This window comes from Mycobacterium sp. M26, assembly GCF_001494595.1.
Lineage (GTDB): Bacteria > Actinomycetota > Actinomycetes > Mycobacteriales > Mycobacteriaceae > Mycobacterium.
The window spans coordinates 3,217,296-3,235,998 of the sequence record NZ_LN929908.1 but is presented as its reverse complement, the minus strand read 5'-3'; the positions used below and the strand labels follow the sequence as shown (position 1 = coordinate 3,235,998).

Annotated in this window: 18 protein-coding genes; 10 read left to right on the top strand and 8 right to left on the bottom strand. The window is 69.2% G+C overall.

The features are described 5' to 3' along the window. The first annotated feature begins 104 nt into the window (after nt 1-104). A complete protein-coding gene (locus BN3385_RS24780; protein ID WP_059020894.1) occupies nt 105-773 on the top strand; it encodes an HU family DNA-binding protein in 669 nt (222 codons plus the stop codon). Between the two features lie 71 nt (nt 774-844). Here the strand turns inward: BN3385_RS24780 and mutT1 are convergent, their stop codons facing one another. The 3 genes from mutT1 to cofC all read right to left on the bottom strand — a co-directional run bounded on the left by mutT1 (nt 845) and on the right by cofC (nt 4,740). Further along, a complete protein-coding gene (gene mutT1, locus BN3385_RS24775; protein ID WP_082690627.1) occupies nt 845-1,813 on the bottom strand; it encodes an 8-oxo-(d)GTP phosphatase MutT1 in 969 nt (322 codons plus the stop codon). 69 nt (nt 1,814-1,882) lie between these two features. Continuing rightward, nucleotides 1,883-4,048: an RNA degradosome polyphosphate kinase gene (locus BN3385_RS24770; RefSeq protein WP_059020892.1), complete on the bottom strand. Its 2,166-nt coding sequence runs from the start codon at nt 4,046-4,048 to the stop codon at nt 1,883-1,885. 50 nt (nt 4,049-4,098) lie between these two features. Beyond that, nucleotides 4,099-4,740, bottom strand: coding sequence for a 2-phospho-L-lactate guanylyltransferase (gene cofC, locus BN3385_RS24765; RefSeq protein ID WP_059020890.1), 642 nt, complete (start codon nt 4,738-4,740; stop codon nt 4,099-4,101). Between the two features lie 87 nt (nt 4,741-4,827). On the opposite strand from cofC, the gene BN3385_RS24760 reads away from it, so the two are divergent. The 3 genes from BN3385_RS24760 (at nt 4,828) to BN3385_RS24750 (ending at nt 8,117) form a co-directional block, all read left to right on the top strand. Beyond that, nucleotides 4,828-5,838: an NAD(P)H-dependent glycerol-3-phosphate dehydrogenase gene (locus tag BN3385_RS24760; RefSeq protein ID WP_197415264.1), complete on the top strand. Its 1,011-nt coding sequence runs from the start codon at nt 4,828-4,830 to the stop codon at nt 5,836-5,838. Nucleotides 5,839-5,842: 4 nt separating this feature from the next. Next, a complete protein-coding gene (locus BN3385_RS24755) occupies nt 5,843-6,952 on the top strand; it encodes a cystathionine gamma-lyase (protein WP_059020886.1) in 1,110 nt (369 codons plus the stop codon). 67 nt (nt 6,953-7,019) lie between these two features. Then, nucleotides 7,020-8,117 (top strand): D-alanine--D-alanine ligase family protein, encoded by a 1,098-nt coding sequence (locus BN3385_RS24750; protein ID WP_059020884.1) that lies wholly within the window; start codon nt 7,020-7,022, stop codon nt 8,115-8,117. On the opposite strand, the gene BN3385_RS24745 is transcribed toward BN3385_RS24750, so the two are convergent. Together BN3385_RS24745 and BN3385_RS24740 are read right to left on the bottom strand one after the other, a co-directional pair. Further along, the gene (locus BN3385_RS24745; RefSeq protein ID WP_059020882.1) at nt 8,114-8,680 is read right to left on the bottom strand and encodes a DUF3515 domain-containing protein; all 567 of its coding nucleotides are present in this window, start codon (nt 8,678-8,680) and stop codon (nt 8,114-8,116) included. The genes BN3385_RS24750 and BN3385_RS24745 overlap by 4 nt on opposite strands. Next, complete coding sequence (locus BN3385_RS24740) at nt 8,670-8,906, bottom strand: Lrp/AsnC ligand binding domain-containing protein (protein ID WP_059020881.1); 237 nt, start codon at nt 8,904-8,906, stop codon at nt 8,670-8,672. Before BN3385_RS24740 ends, BN3385_RS24745 begins: the two co-directional genes overlap by 11 nt. 161 nt (nt 8,907-9,067) lie before the next feature. On the opposite strand from BN3385_RS24740, the gene BN3385_RS24735 reads away from it, so the two are divergent. The 3 genes from BN3385_RS24735 (at nt 9,068) to BN3385_RS24725 (ending at nt 11,148) form a co-directional block, all read left to right on the top strand. After that, nucleotides 9,068-10,024, top strand: a complete 957-nt coding sequence (locus BN3385_RS24735; RefSeq protein ID WP_286141852.1) for a thiamine-phosphate kinase — start codon at nt 9,068-9,070, stop codon at nt 10,022-10,024. 22 nt (nt 10,025-10,046) lie between these two features. Further along, entirely contained in the window at nt 10,047-10,775 is a 729-nt protein-coding gene (locus tag BN3385_RS24730) for a uracil-DNA glycosylase (protein WP_059020879.1), read from the top strand. 61 nt (nt 10,776-10,836) lie between these two features. After that, a complete protein-coding gene (locus BN3385_RS24725) occupies nt 10,837-11,148 on the top strand; it encodes a hypothetical protein (RefSeq protein ID WP_231748809.1) in 312 nt (103 codons plus the stop codon). A 12-nt stretch (nt 11,149-11,160) separates the two neighbouring features. Here BN3385_RS24725 and rpmB read toward each other — a convergent pair whose 3' ends face one another. Both rpmB and BN3385_RS24715 read right to left on the bottom strand, forming a co-directional pair. After that, the gene (gene rpmB, locus BN3385_RS24720) at nt 11,161-11,355 is read right to left on the bottom strand and encodes a 50S ribosomal protein L28 (protein ID WP_059020876.1); all 195 of its coding nucleotides are present in this window, start codon (nt 11,353-11,355) and stop codon (nt 11,161-11,163) included. 137 nt (nt 11,356-11,492) lie between these two features. Next, nucleotides 11,493-12,722 (bottom strand): SfnB family sulfur acquisition oxidoreductase, encoded by a 1,230-nt coding sequence (locus BN3385_RS24715; RefSeq protein ID WP_059020874.1) that lies wholly within the window; start codon nt 12,720-12,722, stop codon nt 11,493-11,495. A gap of 341 nt (nt 12,723-13,063) precedes the next feature. Here BN3385_RS24715 and BN3385_RS24705 point away from each other — a divergent pair, with 341 nt between their 5' ends. Genes BN3385_RS24705 through BN3385_RS24695 form a run of 3 tightly spaced genes read left to right on the top strand, consistent with a single transcriptional unit; the run spans nt 13,064 to nt 17,636 of the window. Continuing rightward, on the top strand, nt 13,064-14,710 hold the full coding sequence (locus BN3385_RS24705) for a DAK2 domain-containing protein (RefSeq protein WP_059022391.1): 1,647 nt from the start codon (nt 13,064-13,066) through the stop codon (nt 14,708-14,710). A 2-nt stretch (nt 14,711-14,712) separates the two neighbouring features. Beyond that, a complete protein-coding gene (gene recG, locus BN3385_RS24700) occupies nt 14,713-16,932 on the top strand; it encodes an ATP-dependent DNA helicase RecG (protein ID WP_059020870.1) in 2,220 nt (739 codons plus the stop codon). Beyond that, on the top strand, nt 16,929-17,636 hold the full coding sequence (locus BN3385_RS24695; protein WP_059020868.1) for an HNH endonuclease family protein: 708 nt from the start codon (nt 16,929-16,931) through the stop codon (nt 17,634-17,636). Before recG ends, BN3385_RS24695 begins: the two co-directional genes overlap by 4 nt. A gap of 94 nt (nt 17,637-17,730) precedes the next feature. Here the strand turns inward: BN3385_RS24695 and BN3385_RS24690 are convergent, their stop codons facing one another. Next, nucleotides 17,731-18,570, bottom strand: coding sequence for an aldo/keto reductase (locus tag BN3385_RS24690; protein WP_059020866.1), 840 nt, complete (start codon nt 18,568-18,570; stop codon nt 17,731-17,733). Nucleotides 18,571-18,703: the final 133 nt, after the last annotated feature.

Here is an 18,703-nt window from a genome sequence, read left to right as displayed (position 1 = left end):
AAGCAATGCCTGAAATTGGGCGTGGCACTTGGAAATCTGCTGGCCTTGGGTTTACCGTGTTTGGCAGTCGGTCCAGAAAGGACCACTGTTTTCGGAGGAATTGAATGAACAAAGCAGAGCTGATCGACGCTCTCACCGCGAAGCTGAACGTGGATCGTCGGCAGGCTACTGACGCAGTCGAGAACATCGTCGACACCATTGTGCGCGCGGTGCACAAGGGCGACAGTGTGACCATCACCGGTTTCGGTGTTTTCGAGCAGCGCCGTCGCGCCGCCCGCGTTGCGCGCAACCCGCGCACCGGTGAGACCGTGAAAGTGAAGCCGACCTCCGTTCCCGCCTTCCGCCCCGGTGCCCAGTTCAAGGCTGTTGTCTCTGGCGCGCAGAAGCTTCCGGCTGAGGGACCTGCCGTCAAGCGCGGCGCTGTCGGTGGCCCGGTCAAGAAGGCCGCCGCCAAGAAGGCGGTCCGTAAGGCCGTCGTGAAGAAGGCTCCGGCCAAGAAGGCGGCTCCGGCTAAGAAGGCCGCTCCGGCTAAGAAGGCCGCTCCCGCCAAGAAGGCCGCTCCCGCCAAGAAGGCCGCACCGGCCAAGAAGGCTCCGGCCAAGAAGGCTCCGGTGAAGAAGGCCGCTCCGGCTAAGAAGGCCGCGCCGGCCAAGAAGGCTCCGGCCAAGAAGGCCGCGCCGGTCAAGAAGGCTGCTGCCAAGGCTCCGGCCAAGAAGGCTCCCGCCAAGAAGGCCCCGGCCAAGAAGGCTCCGGCCAAGAAGGGCCGTCGCTAAAGTTCTCCGTCGGATACGCCGCGGGCCCAGTGCCCGCGGCGTATTCGCGTCTCTAGGCCCGGAACATCTGGCTAGTGGGTGTGCGGCAGCGGGCTGGCGATGTAGTCCGCGGCGATGATCTGCCCGTCGGACAGCGACAGCACCCACGTGCTGCCCTTGCGGTTGCGGACCTTGTCGGCCTTCCCGCCCTCACCGTCGCGCCACCACGCCAGCAGGTACGGAATCACCTTGCCCTGCGTGCAGATCACCGGCGTCCCGCCATGCGCGGCGATCTCGAGCACCCGATCCCGCGCGGCTTTCGGATTCGCCGCGTAGGCCTCTTCGGTGAGATCGGCCTCGACCGTGATCTTCACACCGAGTTCCTGCGCCAGCGGTTCGACGGTCTGGGTGCACCGGGCTCGGTCGGCGGCGTGGATCGCCGTGGGGCCGAACGCCATCAGCTGCGCGACCAGGGATTCCGCCTGTGCCCGACCGTTTTTGTCCAGCGGCCGGCCCCGGTCGTCGCCCTTGTACCGCGATTTCACCCCGGCAGTTCCGTGCCGCACCACCAACACCGTCTGGGTGTCGCCCGGATGTTCACCGAAGATCGCGAGGACATCGCGGTCATGCGGATAGGTGAGCCGCGCGGCGGCATCGGCGGGGGACAACCACTCGAGGCGGTCCACCTCGTCGCCCGGGCTGAACTCGCCACCGGCGGCGCGCGCGGCCCAGTAGTGCACCACCTTTGTGCCTTCCGGAATCGGATAGGTCACTTCGGTCAGGCGCCGGCCCAGATATGCGCGCTGGCCGGTCTCCTCCCAGATCTCGCGGACCGCAGCCACCGGCTCGTTCTCGCCGGGGTCGACCTTGCCCTTGGGCAGCGACCAGTCGTCGTAGCGAGGCCGGTGGATGACGGCGATGCACGGCAGGCCGGTGTCCGGGTCTGGCCGCCACAGCACCGCCCCTGCGGCGATCACCCGCTGGGCGGGCTTGCCCTTCTTCGTCGAAACGTCTTTGGTCGATTTGGTCTTCGAGCCGTCGCGTGACGTCCCCTTGGCCACGTCAACTCCCACAAGTCAATTCAGGTTCCCGCCGGGGCGGGACCGGGCCGGCTGTAATGGAAGGTGCACTCAGCGCTGCCGATGGAGTTCCATCAGCCACACCTGGTGGTCGCGGACCTGGCGACCGTCCTGCGGTGATGCGGTCCAGCTGCCATCGGACCCCAGCTCCCAGCATCGCGTCGACGGGTCCATCGCCGACTCGAAGATTTCGTCCAGGTACCCGGTGAGCCGGGGATCCTTCACCTGGGCCAGCACCTCGACGCGGCGATCGAGGTTGCGGTGCATCATGTCGGCGCTGCCGATGAAGAATTCGTTGATCGCCTGGAAATGGAAGATGCGCGAATGCTCCAGGAATTGGCCGAGAATCGAGCGCACCACGATGTTCTCCGAGAATCCCTCGGCACCCGGCTTGAGCGCGCAGATGCCGCGTACCACGATCTCGACCCGGACCCCAGACTGCGAGGCCCGATACAGCGCATCGATCACCTGCTCGTCGACCAGGGCGTTGGCCTTCAGCCGGATCCGGCCGTTGCCGCCGGCGCGGTGCGCCTCGATCTCACGTTCGATGCGCTCGACGATGCCCTTGCGTACCCCGTGCGGAGCCACCAACAGATTGCGGTAGCTCATCTTCCGGGAGTACCCGGTCAGCGAATTGAACAGGTCGGTGAGGTCGGCGCCGATGTCGGGGGCTGCCGTCAGCAGGCCGACGTCCTCGTAAAGCCGGGCGGTCTTCGGGTTGTAGTTGCCGGTGCCGATATGGCAGTAGCGGCGGATGGTCGAGCCCTCGCGGCGGACCACCAGGCAGGTCTTGCAGTGCGTCTTGAGGCCGATCAACCCGTAGACCACGTGCACGCCAGCGTCTTCCAGTGCACGCGCCCATTTGATGTTGGCCTGCTCGTCGAAGCGCGCCTTGAGTTCCACCAGCGCCACCACCTGCTTGCCGGCGGCCGCCGCCTCGATCAGCGCGTTGACGATCGGGGAGTCACCGGAGGTGCGGTACAGCGTCTGCTTGATGGCCAACACATTCGGGTCCGCCGCGGCCTGCTCGATGAAGCGCTGCACACTCGTCGAGAACGAGTGATAGGGATGGTGCACCAGGACGTCGCCGTCGCGCAGCGTCGAGAAGATGCTCTTCGGGGTTTCGCGTTCGCCGAAGGCCTGGTGCGTGGCAGGCACGAACGGGCGGTCCTTGAGGGCCGGCCGGTCGATCCCGTAGACCTGCCAGAGCGCCGAAAGATCCAGCAGCCCGGGCACCTCCACCACATCCCCGGGGTTGACGTCGAGCTCGCGCAACAGCAACTCGAGCATGTGCTCGGTCATGTCGTCGGCCACTTCCAACCGCACCGGCGGGCCGAACCGCCTACGCGCCAGTTCCCGCTCCAATGCCTGCAGAAGGTCTTCGTCGCGGTCTTCGACATCCATATCGGCGTTGCGGGTGATCCGGAATGCGTGCTGTTCGACGATTTCCATTCCGGGGAACAGCACCGGCAGAAATGCCGCGATGAGCTCTTCCATCGGCAGGAAGCGGACCGACTTGTCCTCGGGGTCGGCACTCTTGAGCACCACGAAGCGATCGACGTTGTCCGGCACCTTCACCCGGGCGAAGTGCTCTCCGCCGTCCTCGGGAGAGCGGACCGCGACGGCCAGGTTCAGGCTCAGACTGCTGACGAACGGGAACGGGTGCGCCGGGTCGACCGCCAGCGGGGTGAGGACGGGGAACACCTGCTCGTGGAAGTACTTCGACAGATCGGCGCGGTCGGCCTCGCTCAGCTCGTTCCACGTGACGATATGGATGCCCTCTTCGGCCAGCCCCGGCCGCACCGATTCCAGGAATACCTGGGCATGACGCAGCGAGATCTGCCGGGTGCGGTCGCCGATGCGGCGCAACTGCTCGCGCGGTGTCAGCCCGTCGGCGGACCGGACCGACAGGCCCATCTCGTCGCGGCGCTTCAGGCCGGCCACCCGGACCATGTAGAACTCGTCGAGGTTGGACGCGAAGATCGCCAGGAACTTGGCCCGCTCCAGCAGCGGCATCGAGGTGTCGGCGGCCAGGGCCAGCACCCGGGCGTTGAAGTCCAGCCAGCTCAGCTCGCGGTTGAGGTACCGGTCCTCGGGCAGCGCATTGTCGACCGCGGCAGCGGTGGCCGCGGGCGGAGCTTCCGGCGCCTCACCCGGCTGCCAGTCGTCGTCCGTGGATCTCGCTTCGGCTTCCGTATCGGTCACACCAGCGATCATCCCTTATCCGCGCCGCACGCGGATGCCAGGAGCGCAAAGTCGACTGCCGTTCAGGCGTTGTTCAGGTTCAGTGCCTGGGCGGTCGCGTCACCGACACCGAGTTGACGGGCCTGCTGCAGGTCATCGGGCGTGTCGATGTCACAGCGCAGTCCCGGCCAGTCACCGCTCAACTCGACCGCACCGGAGTCGCGGTGCCAGGCCGCCGACTGCGCGCCGAACCGCGGTTCGAGCGGCACTCCGAATGCGAACAGTGCCGAGGTACCGGTGCCGTGCCGGTCGGTGACGAAGCTGCGCGGGTGGGTGCGGGCCTGCGCCAGAGCCTCGCCCAGCTCGACACTGCGCAGCGCCGGCAGATCACCCTGCAGCACAACGGCGTTGGGAGTGTGACTCGTCACGGCCGTCCAGGCCGCCGCGACGGCGGTGTTCAGGGGGTCGGGGTGGCCGGGCGGAGTGGGATCGGCCAGCACGTCGGCGCCGAGGTCGCGGACGACGGCGGCGGCCGTCTCATCCGGGGTGACGACGGTGATCGAGTGCACGGCGGCAACGCCTTGAGCGGCAGTGATGGTGTCGACGAGCATCGCGAGGACGACCTGTTCGCGCACGCCGTCGGCGAACATCGGGGCCAGCCGGGTCTTGGCCTGCGACAGCCGCTTGACCGCGATGATCAGTCCGACATCGGGCCCAGCGCTCATGGCGCCATCCTGCCAGCGTCGGCTGACGGGCCGCTGCCGCGGTAGTGCATGCGGCGGATGGCCGGCGCCGCTGGGTAGGTTATGGGGATGACGAGCACGGTGGGCACTGCCGCGGTGATGGGCGCCGGAGCTTGGGGAACCGCGCTGGCCAAGGTGCTGGCCGACGCCGGAGCCGACGTCCGGCTGTGGTCGCGCAGACCCGAGGTGGCCGAGGAGATCAACACCAAGCACACCAATACCTCGTATCTGCCCGGTGTCGACCTGCCCGCGCGCATCCGCGCCACCACCGACGCGGCCGACGCGCTCGACGGTCTGACGACGGTGCTGCTCGGTGTTCCGTCGCAGACCCTGCGCACCAACCTCGAACACTGGCGCGGCCTGCTGGCCGACGGCGCGACCCTGGTGAGCCTGGCCAAAGGCATCGAACTGGACAGCCTGATGCGGATGAGCCAGGTCATCGTGCAGGTCACCGGTGTCGATCCGGGTCAGGTCGCGGTGGTTTCCGGCCCGAACCTGGCCGCCGAGATCGCCGACGAACAGCCCGCCGCCACCGTGGTGGCCTGTACCGACTCGGGTCGTGCGGTGGCCCTGCAGCGTGCGCTGAGCACCGGGTACCTGCGGCCCTACACCAATGCCGACGTCATCGGCACCGAGATCGGCGGGGCCTGCAAGAACGTCATCGCCCTGGCCTGCGGGATGGCCGCGGGGGTCGGCCTGGGCGAGAACACCGCCGCGGCGATCATCACCCGCGGGCTCGCCGAGATCATGCGGCTCGGAATTGCCCTGGGCGCCAAGCCCGCTACGCTGGCCGGCCTGGCCGGTGTCGGCGACCTGGTCGCCACCTGCACCTCGCCGCGCTCGCGTAACCGGACCTTCGGCGAGCGCCTCGGCCGCGGCGAGACGCTGGAGGCGGCACTGCGCGCGACCGACGGACATGTGGCCGAAGGCGTCACCTCCTGCACCTCGATCCTCGCGCTGGCCTCCAGCTACGACGTCGAAATGCCGCTCACCGATGCGGTGCAGCAGGTGTGCCACAAGGGGTTGTCGGTGGATCAGGCCGTCATCCTGCTGCTCGGTCGCAGCACCAAGCCGGAGTAGCCCGATGAACGGCGGGTACGGCGACTCCACTCGCGCGGTGAAAGCGGTTGACGGCGAGGCTGTTCCGGGCCGCCCGGTCGGTCCGGTCCCGGTTCCTGCTGCGGCCTATCACCTCTCGCCGGACGAAGGCAGTGAACCGGACACCTATGGGCGCAGCTCCAACCCGAGCTGGCGGAGCCTCGAATCGGCACTGGCCCAACTCGAGGGTGCCACGACCGCACTGAGTTTCGGTTCCGGGATGGCGGCCATCACCGCCGCGCTGCGAGTGGTCACCAGACCCGGTTCGGTGCTGGTCGTGCCTGCCGACGGCTACTACCAGGTACGTCGCTTCGCCGCGGAAAGTCTTGCCCCCCAGGGTGTTACGGTCCGAGAGGTGGCGGCCGACGAGCTCTACGAGGCTGCCGGGCAGGCCGACGCGGTGCTGGCCGAAACACCGACCAATCCCGGCCTGGATGTGGTGGACCTGCACCGGCTGGCCGGCATCTGCCGGGGCCGCGGCGCCACCCTGGTGGTCGACAACACCACCGCAACCCCGCTCGGGCAGCAGCCGCTGTCGCTGGGCGCCGACCTGGTGGTGGCCAGCGCCACCAAGGCGCTCGCCGGTCACAGCGATGTGCTGGCCGGGTACGCCGCAGGCAGCCAGCCCGAGCTGATGGCGGCGGTGGAACGCGAGCGCCTGCTCTCCGGTGGCATCCTGGGCGCTTTCGAAGCCTGGCTGGTGCTGCGCAGTATCGGCAGTGTCGGGCTGCGATTTCCCCGGCAGTGCCAGAACGCGCTCGCGCTGGCCACCGCGTTGCGCACTCATCCCGCGGTGCGGGCGGTGCGTTATCCGGGTCTGCCCGAGGATCCGTCGTACCCGGTGGCCAGCGCCCAGATGCGCCACGCCGGTGGGTTGGTGGGTGTCGAACTCGCCGACGCGCACGCCGTCCACGACCTGGTGGAGCGCAGTGAACTGCTGGTGGCCGCCACCAGCTTCGGCGGGCTGCACACCTCAGTGGACCGCCGCGCCCGCTGGGGCGACCCGGTCAGCGACGGCTACGCCCGGATTTCGGCGGGGATCGAGGACACCGACGACCTGCTGGCCGACGTGTTGCGGGCCCTCGACGGCCGTTGATCGGCAAAACCGCAGGTCGCGTTATCGGATCGTGCGCCCGACGCCCGGGCTGTAGCCTCTGTAGCTTGTGACACGCATCCGCGTCGCCGTCGTCTACGGCGGCCGCAGCTCCGAGCACGCCATCTCGTGCGTGTCGGCCGGCAGCATCCTGCGCAACCTCGACCCGCAGCGCTTCGAGGTGGTCGCCATCGGCATCACGCCCGGGGGCTCCTGGGTGCTCACCGACGCCCGTCCCGAAACCCTGGCCATCAGCGGCCGCCAGTTGCCGCAGGTCAGCGGTGAGGCCGGAACCGCCCTGGCGTTGACCGCCGACCCGCAGCGTCGCGGCGAACTGGTGTCGCTGGACGGTGCGGGGGAGATCCTGGCCGCTGTCGACGTCGTCTTCCCGATCCTGCACGGCCCCTACGGCGAGGACGGCACGATCCAGGGCCTGCTGGAACTGGCCGGTGTGCCCTACGTCGGTGCCGGTGTGTTCGCCAGTGCGGCTGGCATGGACAAGGAATTCACCAAGAAACTGCTCGCCGCCGACGGCCTGCCGATCGGTGACCATGTGGTGCTGCGTCCGCACCGGGCCGCCCCTGATCTGGACGAGATTGAGCGCCTTGGCTTCCCGATGTTCGTCAAGCCGTCACGAGGTGGCTCCTCGATCGGCGTGAGCCGGGTGATGCACGCCGACGAACTGCCCGGTGCGATCGATGAGGCGAGGCGGCACGACCCGAAGGTGATCATCGAGGCCGCCATCGTCGGGCGCGAACTCGAATGCGGTGTCCTGGAATTCCCGGACGGCTCGGTGCGGGCCAGCACCATCGGTGAGATTCGGGTGGCCGGTGTGCGTGGCCGCGAGGACGGCTTCTACGACTTCGCCACCAAGTACCTCGACGACGCCGCCGAGTTGGACGTCCCGGCCAAGGTCGATGACGAGGTGGCAGAAGAGTTGCAGCGCTTGGCTATTCGAGCCTTCGAAGCACTGGATTGCCAGGGGTTGGCGCGGGTCGACTTCTTCCTCACCGAGGACGGCCCGGTGGTCAACGAGATCAACACCATGCCCGGTTTCACGACCATCTCGATGTACCCGCGGATGTGGGGCGCCAGCGGTATCGACTATCCGACGCTGGTGGGCACCATGGTCGAGACCGCACTGGCCCGCGGAACCGGCCTGCGTTAGCGCGCCGCGCCCGGCCTGATCGCCACCTCCGGCAGCACGCGGGCGATCAGATCCGACACCGCCTGGATGGGGGTGGGACCGGACCCCGACGGCAGGGTCAGCGCCACATAGACCGGCCGGTCCACAGCCACCCAGGTGCTGCGGTTGGCGGCGGGGTCATCCAGCCGGAACCATTGCACCTGATTGACCATCTGGATGGGGGAGCCGACGACGAACTCTTCCGGCCGGCCGATACCGCAGCGCAGGATCACCGCGTCGCCGTCGGCCTCGGCCCGCCAGGCGGCCGTACCCGCGGGCACCGGGTCCATCGCGGGTGCTCGGCCGAAGTCGCCCAGCGTCGCCGGAAGACCGTCCACCAGGGTGCGGCATTCCGCGGACTCCGCCTGCGGGGCGGGTACCGACGCGATGGCTACCGGCTGGGTGGGCGTGCGCCGCGTCGCGGCGATGGCCAGTACAGCGCCGATCGCCACCACGGCGATCACCAGCGCGGCGATCAGGACAGCGCGGGGTGGACCGTCGGAGATGTCGTCGTCGGCGGCAGCGGGCAGCGGCTCAGTCGGCATCGGCGATCGGGCACGTCAGTGTGCGGGTGATTCCGGCGACCTGCTGAACGCTGGGAACGATGTTGGCGGTGAGGTCCTCGGCGCTGTTCGCCCCGATGCGCACCACCACGTCATAGGGTCCGGTGACGTACTCCGAGGACAGCACACCGGGCAACGTGGCAACCTGCTTGGCGACGACCTCGGCGCGACCCACCTCGGTCTGGATCAGCATGTACGCCTCGGCCACCCGTCGTCTCCTCGTCTTACACTGGCGTGTCCCGGTGTCCTGACCGGCATCGGTGAACGGCCGGGACGGCGACGCGGGCTGCGCGTCGGCAGGCACCAAACCTACCGCAGGTTGTCAGGTCCTGCGGTTGTGAGCGGGCCTGATGTGGAAGGGGAGACGAGGTGGCCGACGGGCCGGAACCGACGCTGCACGAACTGGGCGAGTTCCCGATGATCGACCGTCTGGTGGCCGGCCGCCGGCAGCCGCCGGGGGTGACGGTCGGCCCCGGCGACGACGCCGCGGTGGTCAGCGCCCCGGACGGCCGGGTGGTCGTCACCACCGACATGCTCGTCGAAGGCCGGCACTTCCGGCTGGATTGGTCCACCCCACACGATGTGGGGCGCAAGGCGATCGCGCAGAACGCCGCCGACGTGGAGTCGATGGGCGCGCGGGCCACCGCGTTCGTCGTCGCGTTCGGTGCGCCGTCCGATACCTCGGCGCAGCGCGTGAAGGCGGTATCGGACGGAATGTGGGCCGAGGTCGGGCAATTCGGCGCCGGGGTGGTCGGCGGTGACCTGGTGGCCAGCCCGCAGTGGGTGGTGTCGGTGACCGCACTGGGTGATCTGGGCGGGCGCGTACCGGTTCTGCGCAGTGGGGCCCGACCCGGTTCGGTGCTTGCGGTGGCCGGTGAATTGGGCCGCTCTGCTGCCGGATACATGTTGTGGGACAAGGGAATCGACGAATTCGAGGAGCTACGACGCTGGCATCTGGTGCCGCGGCCGCCGTACGGGCAGGGCGTGCGGGCCGCCGATGCCGGGGCGCTGGCGATGACCGACGTGTCCGACGGGTTGCTGGCCGACGTCGATCAGATCGCCCGGGCGTCGGCGGTGCGGATCGACCTGTCCGCAGACGGGTTGCGCCCTGACGTCGATGCCGTGGCGGGTGCCGCCGCGGCCACCGGCACCGACCCGTGGTCACTGGTGCTCGCCGGTGGTGAAGATCACGCCCTGGTCGCCTGTTTCGCCGGCGACGTTCCCGAGGGCTGGCGGGTGATCGGATCGGTCGCCGACGGCGACCCGGCAGTCCTGGTGGACGGGCAGCCGTGGGCCGGACCGGCGGGTTGGCAATCCTTCGACTGAGGACCTCGGTAGGTTGGCCTGCGTGACGACCACCGCCCGCCCGCTGACCGAACTCGTCGAGGACGGCTGGGCACGGGCCCTGGCACCGGTGGCCGACCAGGTGAGTCAGATGGGCCAGTTCCTGCGGGCCGAGATCGCCGAGGGCCACCGCTATCTTCCGGCCGGCCCGAATGTGCTGCGGGCCTTCACCTTCCCGTTCGAGTCGGTGCGGGTGCTCATCGTCGGCCAGGACCCGTACCCGACGCCGGGCCATGCGGTCGGCTTGAGTTTCTCGGTGGCCCCCGAGGTGCGGCCACTGCCGCGCAGCCTGTCCAACATCTTCACCGAGTACACCGCCGACCTCGGCTATCCGGCGCCGTCCAACGGCGACCTGACACCGTGGGCGCAACGCGGGGTGATGCTGCTCAACAGGGTGCTGACGGTCCGGCCCGGCGCCCCGGCCTCGCACCGGGGCAAGGGGTGGGAGGCGGTCACCGAATGCGCCATTCGGGCGTTGGTCGCGCGCGATCAGCCGCTGGTGGCGATTCTGTGGGGCCGGGACGCCTCGACGCTCAAACCGATGCTCACCGGCAGCTCCGGCGGGCAGGAGCGGAGCGACTCGGGGATTCCACCCACGTGTATGGCCATCGAGTCACCCCACCCGTCACCGCTGTCGGCCTCGCGGGGGTTCTTCGGGTCGCGGCCGTTCAGCCGGGCCAACGAGTTGCTGACCGGGATGGGCGCCGAACCGATCGACTGGCGCCTGCCCTAGCGACCTTGGGATCGGTAGGGCGGCGCTGCGGGTGAACTGGGCGCCGACCGAAAGGATGTCCATGACACTCACCCGAACCCTCGCCGGTGCCCTGATCGCCGGGATCGGCGCGGCCTCGACCCTGTGGCTCACCGCCGCCGGGGGAGATATCGCGACCGCCCACGCCGACAACGTGCGCTGTGATCCGGCATGCCACGGCACGTGGTGCCCGGGCGACCCGATCACGTTCCGGGTCGAAGCCCTGTCGAAGAGCTGGGATGCGAACGTCTGCCACGAATACCACCAGGTATCCGGCCAGCCCGGGGTCTACGCCGAGGGTCCGCTGCCGGAGGGAACGTTCGTCTGCCCGCCGTGGGCGTTCATGTGCCCCTGAGGGCGAACGGCATCAGCCGCGGGTGACCTTGCCGGCCTTCAGGCAGGAGGTGCAGACGTTGACGCGCTGCTTGTTGCCGCCGGGGCGGGTCACCGCGTGCACGGTCTGGATGTTCGGGTTCCAGCGACGGCTGGTCCGGCGATGGGAATGCGACACCGACTTACCGAAGCCGGGGCCCTTTCCGCAGATCTCGCACACGGCAGCCATGTAGAACTCCTCTGTAGTAAACGTCTGGTCAAGGGGCCAACGACCGAGCTACGGGTGACCCGACAACCTGACAAGAATAGCCGTCGCGTGCAGGGAACGCCAAAATGGCGTGCCCGGGGCCCGTGAGCTCGATGGTTTCAGAGCTGGCCGTGGCGCGGCGGGCGGGTCCCCGACAGCGTGTACCGGCCGATGTGCTGCAGTTTCCATCGGGTCGCGTCGTGCAGCGTGTGGGTCCGGGCATCCCGCCAGTACCGGGCCAGATTGGCCGCGTCGGTGGCGCTGCGGGTGCCGCCCAGTTCGAACAGCACGCTCGAGGCCTCCAGTGAGGCCCGCACGGCGGCCACCTTGGCGACGGCCACCGCGACCGAGGCCGCGGCCGTCGTCTCCTCGGTGGTCAGGGCCCGGGCGGCGTCGACCGCGCGGGCGGCGTCGCCCAGCAGCGCCTGCGCGGCCCGCACGGTCACCGTCGCCTCCCCGGCCACCGCGATCAGCGTCGGATCCTCGGCGGCCACCCCGACCCCGGCTTCGAAATGCGGCCGGGCCTTGGCGGCCTGGCGCACCCCCTCGGCCAGTGCACCGGTCGCGATCCCCACGTCGAGGGCCGCGTGCAGCAGTTGGGCGCGGGCGCCGTAGATCGTCGGCCGCGTGAAGATCGGGCTGTAGGGCACCACGTGCGCGGCCGGCACCCGCACCCGGTCCAGCGTCACGGTTCCCGATGCGGTGGTGCGCTGTCCCATGCCGTCCCAGTCGTGGACGACGTCCAGTCCAGGAGCGTCGCGGGGGACGAACGCCACCGCCTTGGGGGTGCGGGAGTTGGGCGTCGCGCCGTTGCCGTCCGACAGCGAGGCGCGCACCACGATCCAGTCGGCGAACAAAGCCCCGGTGGAGTAGAACTTGCGGCCGCTGAGCAGGAAATCACCGCCCGCGGGCACCAGCGCGGTGGTGTCCACGTCGATCGGGTGCGGGCCCCGCTCGGACTGGGCGTTGGCCACCAGCGCCCCGTCGAGGATCTGCGAGTAGAAAAAGGCCTTCTGCTCGTGGCTGCCCTCCAGCCGCAAGGCCTCGGAGAAGGTGAAGTGCGAGTGCGGGATCTGAGCCAGCGAGGGATCACCCTGGCCGAGCAGGCGGAACACCTCGGCGAGCACGGTGGCGGGCGCGTCGATGCCGCCGTAGGCGGCCGGGACCGGCAGTGCCAGCAGGCCGGAGCGCTTGAGCTGCTGCACCTGCTGGTAGGGCAGTTCGCGGCAGGCATCACGCACCGGCGCGCCGACGGCGAAGCACTCCGACAGCTCGGCCGCCACCGCCAGTGCCTGCTGCGCCGAGGCGATTCGGGTGGTGCCGGCTTCGGCGGCGGGTGAGGTGGTCATCAGATCCCTTGGCTGTGCCGATACATGCGCAGCCATGATCGCGCGCAGATCAGGCCGGTGGCCGGGTCGTGGCGGCCTGACAGCCTCGTGCTGGCGGGACAGCGAGCGCCGGGGGCGGCGGTGTGCGCCCGAAAGACCACCATCACCGGACGAATCCGGACCGGTGCCGCCGGTGAAGCCGACGGGCGTGACGATGACGCGGGAAAAAAATCACGCTGATCGAGTTGTCGTGGTCATCCACACCCGGTGACTCTCGATGTCCGCGGTGACGTCGCACTGTCGGCCGGACTGGCTAGGCTGGCGCGACGGAAGCCGTGTGCCAGGGTCGCGAGGAGGTGCCGATGCCGGACCGACGGCTGGACGCATCCGCCCTGCGGGACTGGGCCCACACCGCCGTCGGCGAACTCATCACCCACACCGACGAGATCAACCGGCTCAACGTGTTCCCGGTGGCGGACTCCGACACCGGCACCAACATGCTGTTCACCATGCGTTCGGCGCTGGCCGAGGCCAAGTCGTCGGCCGGTTCCGGTGATGTGACGGCCGTGGCCGCGGCGCTCTCCGAAGGCGCGCTGCACGGTGCGCGCGGGAACTCCGGGGTGATCCTGTCCCAGATCCTGCGCGGGATGGCCGACGTGACGGCATCGGCCGCGGTCGACACCGGGGGCGCGCTCGCCGATATCAATGCGGTGCTGCTCGGGGCGGCGCTGCGACACGGTGTCGGGCTGGTGGTGTCCTCGATGGGCGGTCAGCGAGTCGACGGCACCATCGTCTCGGTGCTGCAGGCCGCGGCCGAAACGGTCGAACACTGGGCCGCCGAAGGCGCCGAGCTCGCCGAGGCGCTGGCCGCCGCCGGTGATGCGGCCGCCGCGGCCCTTGAGCGCACGCCCGATCAACTCGCCGTACTGGCCGATGCCGGGGTGGTCGACGCCGGCGGCCGCGGCCTGCTGGTGCTGCTGGATGCGCTGACGGCCACGATCAGCGGCTACGCCGCCGCGCGTCGGGCCTACGAGCCCGCGCCGCCGCCACTGGAGATCGCCGCCGCCGAGCCGGCTCCGCCGCAATTCGAGGTGATGTATCTGCTCGCCGACTGCGAGGCAGGGGCGGTCGACAGCCTGCGCGCGCGGCTGGACGAACTCGGCGATTCGGTGGGCATCGCCGCCGCGGGGGACGCGTCGGATCGCTATTCGGTGCATGTGCACACCGACGACGCCGGGGCGGCTGTCGAGGCCGGGCTGCTCGCGGGTGCCGTCAGCAAGATCCAGATCTCGGTGCTGACCACCGGACCGGCCCGCGTCTCCCCGGGCGGATGGAGCCGGGAACGCGCGGTGCTGGCCGTGGTCGACGGCGATGGCGCCGAAGCGCTGTTCAGCCAGGAGGGCGCCTTCGTGCTGCGCCCCGAGGCACCGGACCTGGCCACCGGGGTCAGCGCCCGGCAACTGCTGCGCGCCCTCGTCGACACCGGCGCGGCCCAGGTCATGGTGTTGCCCAACGGGTATGTGGCGGCCGAGGAGATGGTGGCCGGTGCGACCGCGGGGATCGGCTGGGGTATCGACGTCGTCGCACTGCCGGCCGCCTCCATGGTGCAGGGGCTGGCGGCACTGGCCGTCCACGATGCGGGCCGCCAGGCCGTCGATGACGGCTACACGATGGCCCGCGCCGCGGCGGGTGCCCGGCACGGTTCGGTGCGGATCGCCACCGAACATGCCCTGACCTGGGCGGGCGCCTGCCAGCCGGGTGACGGTCTGGGTATCGCCGGTGACGAGGTGCTGGTGGTCGGCCCGGACATCACCACCGCGGCTGCCGGTCTGATCGATCTGCTGCTGGTCGCCGGTGGGGAATTGGTGACCGTGCTGCTGGGCCAGGGCGTCGACCCGGCTGTCGCCGAGTCGCTGGCCGACCACATGCACCGGCGCCACCCCGGCATCGAGCTGGCGACGTATGACACCGGCCACCGCGGGGACGCGCTCTTGATCGGGGTGGAGTAGCCGTGGTCGGCCTCACCGATCGCCTCGACGGAATCGTGGGAGCCAAGGCGGCCGGTCTGCTCGACGAGGTGTTCGGCTTCCAGACCGTCGACGATCTGTTGCGGCATTACCCGCGCAAGTACAGCCACGGCATGACGGTGTGGGGTGAGGACGAGGTGCCCCCGGAGGAAGGCGAACACGTCACGTTCGTCGGCGAGATCGACAAGGCCGAGGTGCGCTGGACCAATCGCAGTCCCAAGCGTGAATACCTGGTGATCACCCTGCAACAGGGTCGGCGCAAGGTCACCGCGACGTTCTTCAACGCCAAGTTCCTCAAGCACGGCTTGGTGAAGGGCACGAAGTTGATGCTGTCCGGCGAGGTCGGCTACTTCCGCAGCGTCATGCAGCTGACCCACCCGGACTTCCTGGTCCTCAGCTCCCCGGGCAACGCCAAACAGTTCGGCAGCAAGTCGCTGAAGACCATCGCCGAGGTGTCGCAGGCTGAAACCGGCGAGCTGTCGATGTCGGCCTTCGAACGCGAGTTCTTCCCGATCTACGCCGCCAGCTCCAAACTGCAGAGCTGGGAGATCTACGCCTGCGTGCGTCAGGTGCTGGCCGTGCTGGATCCCATTACCGATCCGCTGCCGGAAAGCGTTGTGCGCGAACGTGGTCTGATGAGCGAGGATGCCGCCCTGCGGGCGATCCACCTGGCCGAGAATGAGGCCGAACGCGACGAGGCCCGCCACCGGCTGACCTTCGACGAGGCGGTCGGGCTGCAGTGGGCGCTGGCCCAGCGGCGCAACAGCGAACTGGCCGAGTCCGGCCCGCCCGCCCCCCGTCGCGAGGACGGCCTGCTCGCCGATCTGATGGGCCAGCTGCCCTTCGAGCTGACCGCGGGCCAGCGCGAGGTGCTCGGCGTGATCTCCGGTGAACTGGCCGCCACCAAACCGATGCACCGGCTGCTGCAGGGCGAGGTCGGCTCGGGTAAGACCATCGTCTCCGTGCTCGCGATGTTGCAGATGGTCGACGCCGGCTATCAGTGCGCCCTGCTGGCGCCCACCGAAGTCCTTGCGGCCCAACATGCCCGGTCAATCCGCGACGTACTGGGTCCGCTGGCGCAGGCCGGCCAGCTCGGCGGCGCAGAGCATGCCACCCGGATCGCGCTGCTGACGGGTTCGATGTCGGCGGCGCAGAAGCGGCAGGTGCGTGACGAGGTCGTCTCCGGTGCGGCCGGGATCGTCGTCGGGACACACGCCCTACTGCAGGATGCCGTCGAGTTCCACAACCTCGGCTTCGTCGTGGTCGACGAGCAGCACCGGTTCGGGGTGGAACAGCGGGATCGATTGCGGGCCAAGGCCCCTGATGGCCTTACCCCGCATCTGCTGGTGATGACGGCGACACCGATCCCGCGCACCGTGGCGCTGACCGTCTACGGTGACCTGGAAACCTCGACACTGCGCGAACTTCCGCGCGGTCGCCAGCCGATCACCACCAACACGATCTTCATCAAGGACAAGCCGCAGTGGCTCAACCGGGCCTGGCAGCGGATCGCCGAGGAGGTGGCCGCCGGGCGGCAGGCCTATGTGGTGGCATCCCGGATCGACGAGGATGACAAGACCGGCGGTGAGCAGGTCGGCCCGCCGGCCGAGACCGTGGTCGCGCTCTACGCCAAGCTCGCGCGCGGGCCGCTGGCGGCACTGCGTCTGGGCCTGATGCACGGCCGGCTCTCGGGCGATGAGAAGGACGCGGTGATGTCTGCGTTCCGGGCCGGTGAGATCGATGTTCTGGTGTGTACCACCGTCATCGAGGTGGGTGTCGACGTACCCAACGCCACGGTCATGGTGGTGATGGATGCCGACCGCTTCGGGATCAGCCAGCTGCACCAGTTGCGCGGTCGCATCGGTCGCGGCCAGCATCCGAGCCTGTGCCTGCTGGCCACCATGCTGCCCGAGGGCTCGAAGGCCGGTGAGCGGTTGAAAGCCGTGGCCGGCACCCTGGACGGATTCGTGCTGGCCGACCTGGACCTTCAGGAGCGTCGGGAGGGAGATGTGTTGGGGCTCAACCAGTCCGGTCGTCCCATCACGTTGCGCTTCCTGTCGCTGGCCGAACATCTCGACCTCATCGTCGAGGCCCGGGAACTGTGCCAGCGCTTGTACGCGGCCCATCCGAACGACCGCGGGATGGCCGTGCTGGCCGGACAGTTCACCGGTTCGGACCGCGTCGATTTTCTGGACAAGGCGTGACCCGCCGGCAGCTGCTGTGGCTCGCGGCAGTGACCGCGCTGTCGGTGATCGTCGCCGTCCAGGTGGTGGGCACGGCCACCGATGACCGGGCGCTCGTCGCGCGCGCCGACGTGCCCACGGTGGCACCGGGCTCGGATGTGCTGGCCGGGATTGTCGTTGTGCCGCAACGGCAACGCGGCTACGACTACCGGCGCGCGGCGTTCGGCGACGCGTGGGACGACGACAATGACGCGCCGCTGGGGCACAACGGCTGTGACACCCGTAACGACATCCTGGACCGCGATCTCGTCGACAAGGCCTATGTGTCGGTGAAGCGCTGCCCGCACGCGGTGGCCACCGGCGTACTGCACGACCCGTACACCAATGAGACTGTCTCGTTCGTGCGCGGCGCCCAGGTCGGTGCCGCTGTGCAGATCGACCACATCGTGCCGCTGGCCTACGCCTGGGACATGGGTGCCCGGGATTGGCCGGACGCCTTGCGGATTCGGTTCGCCAACGATCCGGCCAACCTGATCGCGGTGGCCGGACAGGCCAACCAGGACAAGGGCGATCAAGGCCCGGGCAGCTGGATGCCGCCCAATCACGCCTTCTGGTGCCAGTACGCGGTGCAGTTCATCGCGGTGCTGCGCGGTTATGCGCTCCCGGTCGACGAAGCCTCGGCCAACGAACTCCGGGACGCGGCGGCCACCTGCCCGGCTGGCTGACAGGCCTGTCGCATCCATTCTGCGGCGAGGGCGCGAATGAGCGTCAATCCGACGCCCTGACAGCAGAATCGATGCGTAGCTGACCGATGCGGAACTAGGCGCCGGTGTAGGTGTCCGGGTTCGGCCGGAAGCGGGTGCCGTCGTCGAGGCCGTTGATGGACTCGACCTCGTCGGCAGTCAGCTCGAAGTCGAACACGTCGATGTTCTCGGCGATGTGGGCCGGGTTCGACGCGCGGGGGATCACCACGTTGCCCAGCTGCAGGCTCCAGCGGATCAACACCTGAGCCGGGGACTTGCCGTGGGCGGCAGCGATGGACGCGATCGTGGGGTTCTCCACCAGCTTGCCGACACCCAGCGGGCTGTAGGCCTCGGTGGTGATCGAGTACTCGGCATGCACCTCGCGCAGCGCCGCCTGGTTGAGCAGGGGATGCAGTTCCACCTGGTTGATGGCGGGGGTGAAGTAGGACAGGTCGATGACGTTCGACAGGTGCTCGGGGGTGAAGTTCGAGACACCGATGGACTTGGTCAGGCCGTCCTCGCGCACCCGCAGCAGCCCGCCCCAGGCGTCGACGTACTTGCCGTTCTGCTCGGCGGGCCAGTGGATCAGGTAGAGGTCGACGTAGTCCAGGCCGAGACGTTCCAGGCTCACCTTGATGGCGTCCTGGGAAGCCTGGAAGCCCTGGTCGGCGGTGGCCAGCTTGGTGGTGATGAACAGCTCCTCGCGCGGCACACCCGAGGCGGCCACGGCGCGGCCGACGGCCTCCTCGTTGCCCTCCACCGAGGCGGTGTCGATCAGCCGGTAGCCGGCCGCGAGCGCGTCGGTCACCGCCCGCTCCGCTTCCTCCGGCGACAACTCGGCGACGCCAAGTCCGATCACGGGGATGGTGTTGTCGTCGTTGAGCGTGACGGTGGGGATTGCGGCCGCCGGTGTCATGTCACCTGCCTGTGCTGTCGAGGGGTCTGCGCCGGGCACCTCCCACATCGCGGGTCTCCGACGTCGGGATGAGGATAGTACCCGGCCGCACAGCCGCCTGATCAGGGCCGGTGGTGTCGCGCGGCGCGTCTCG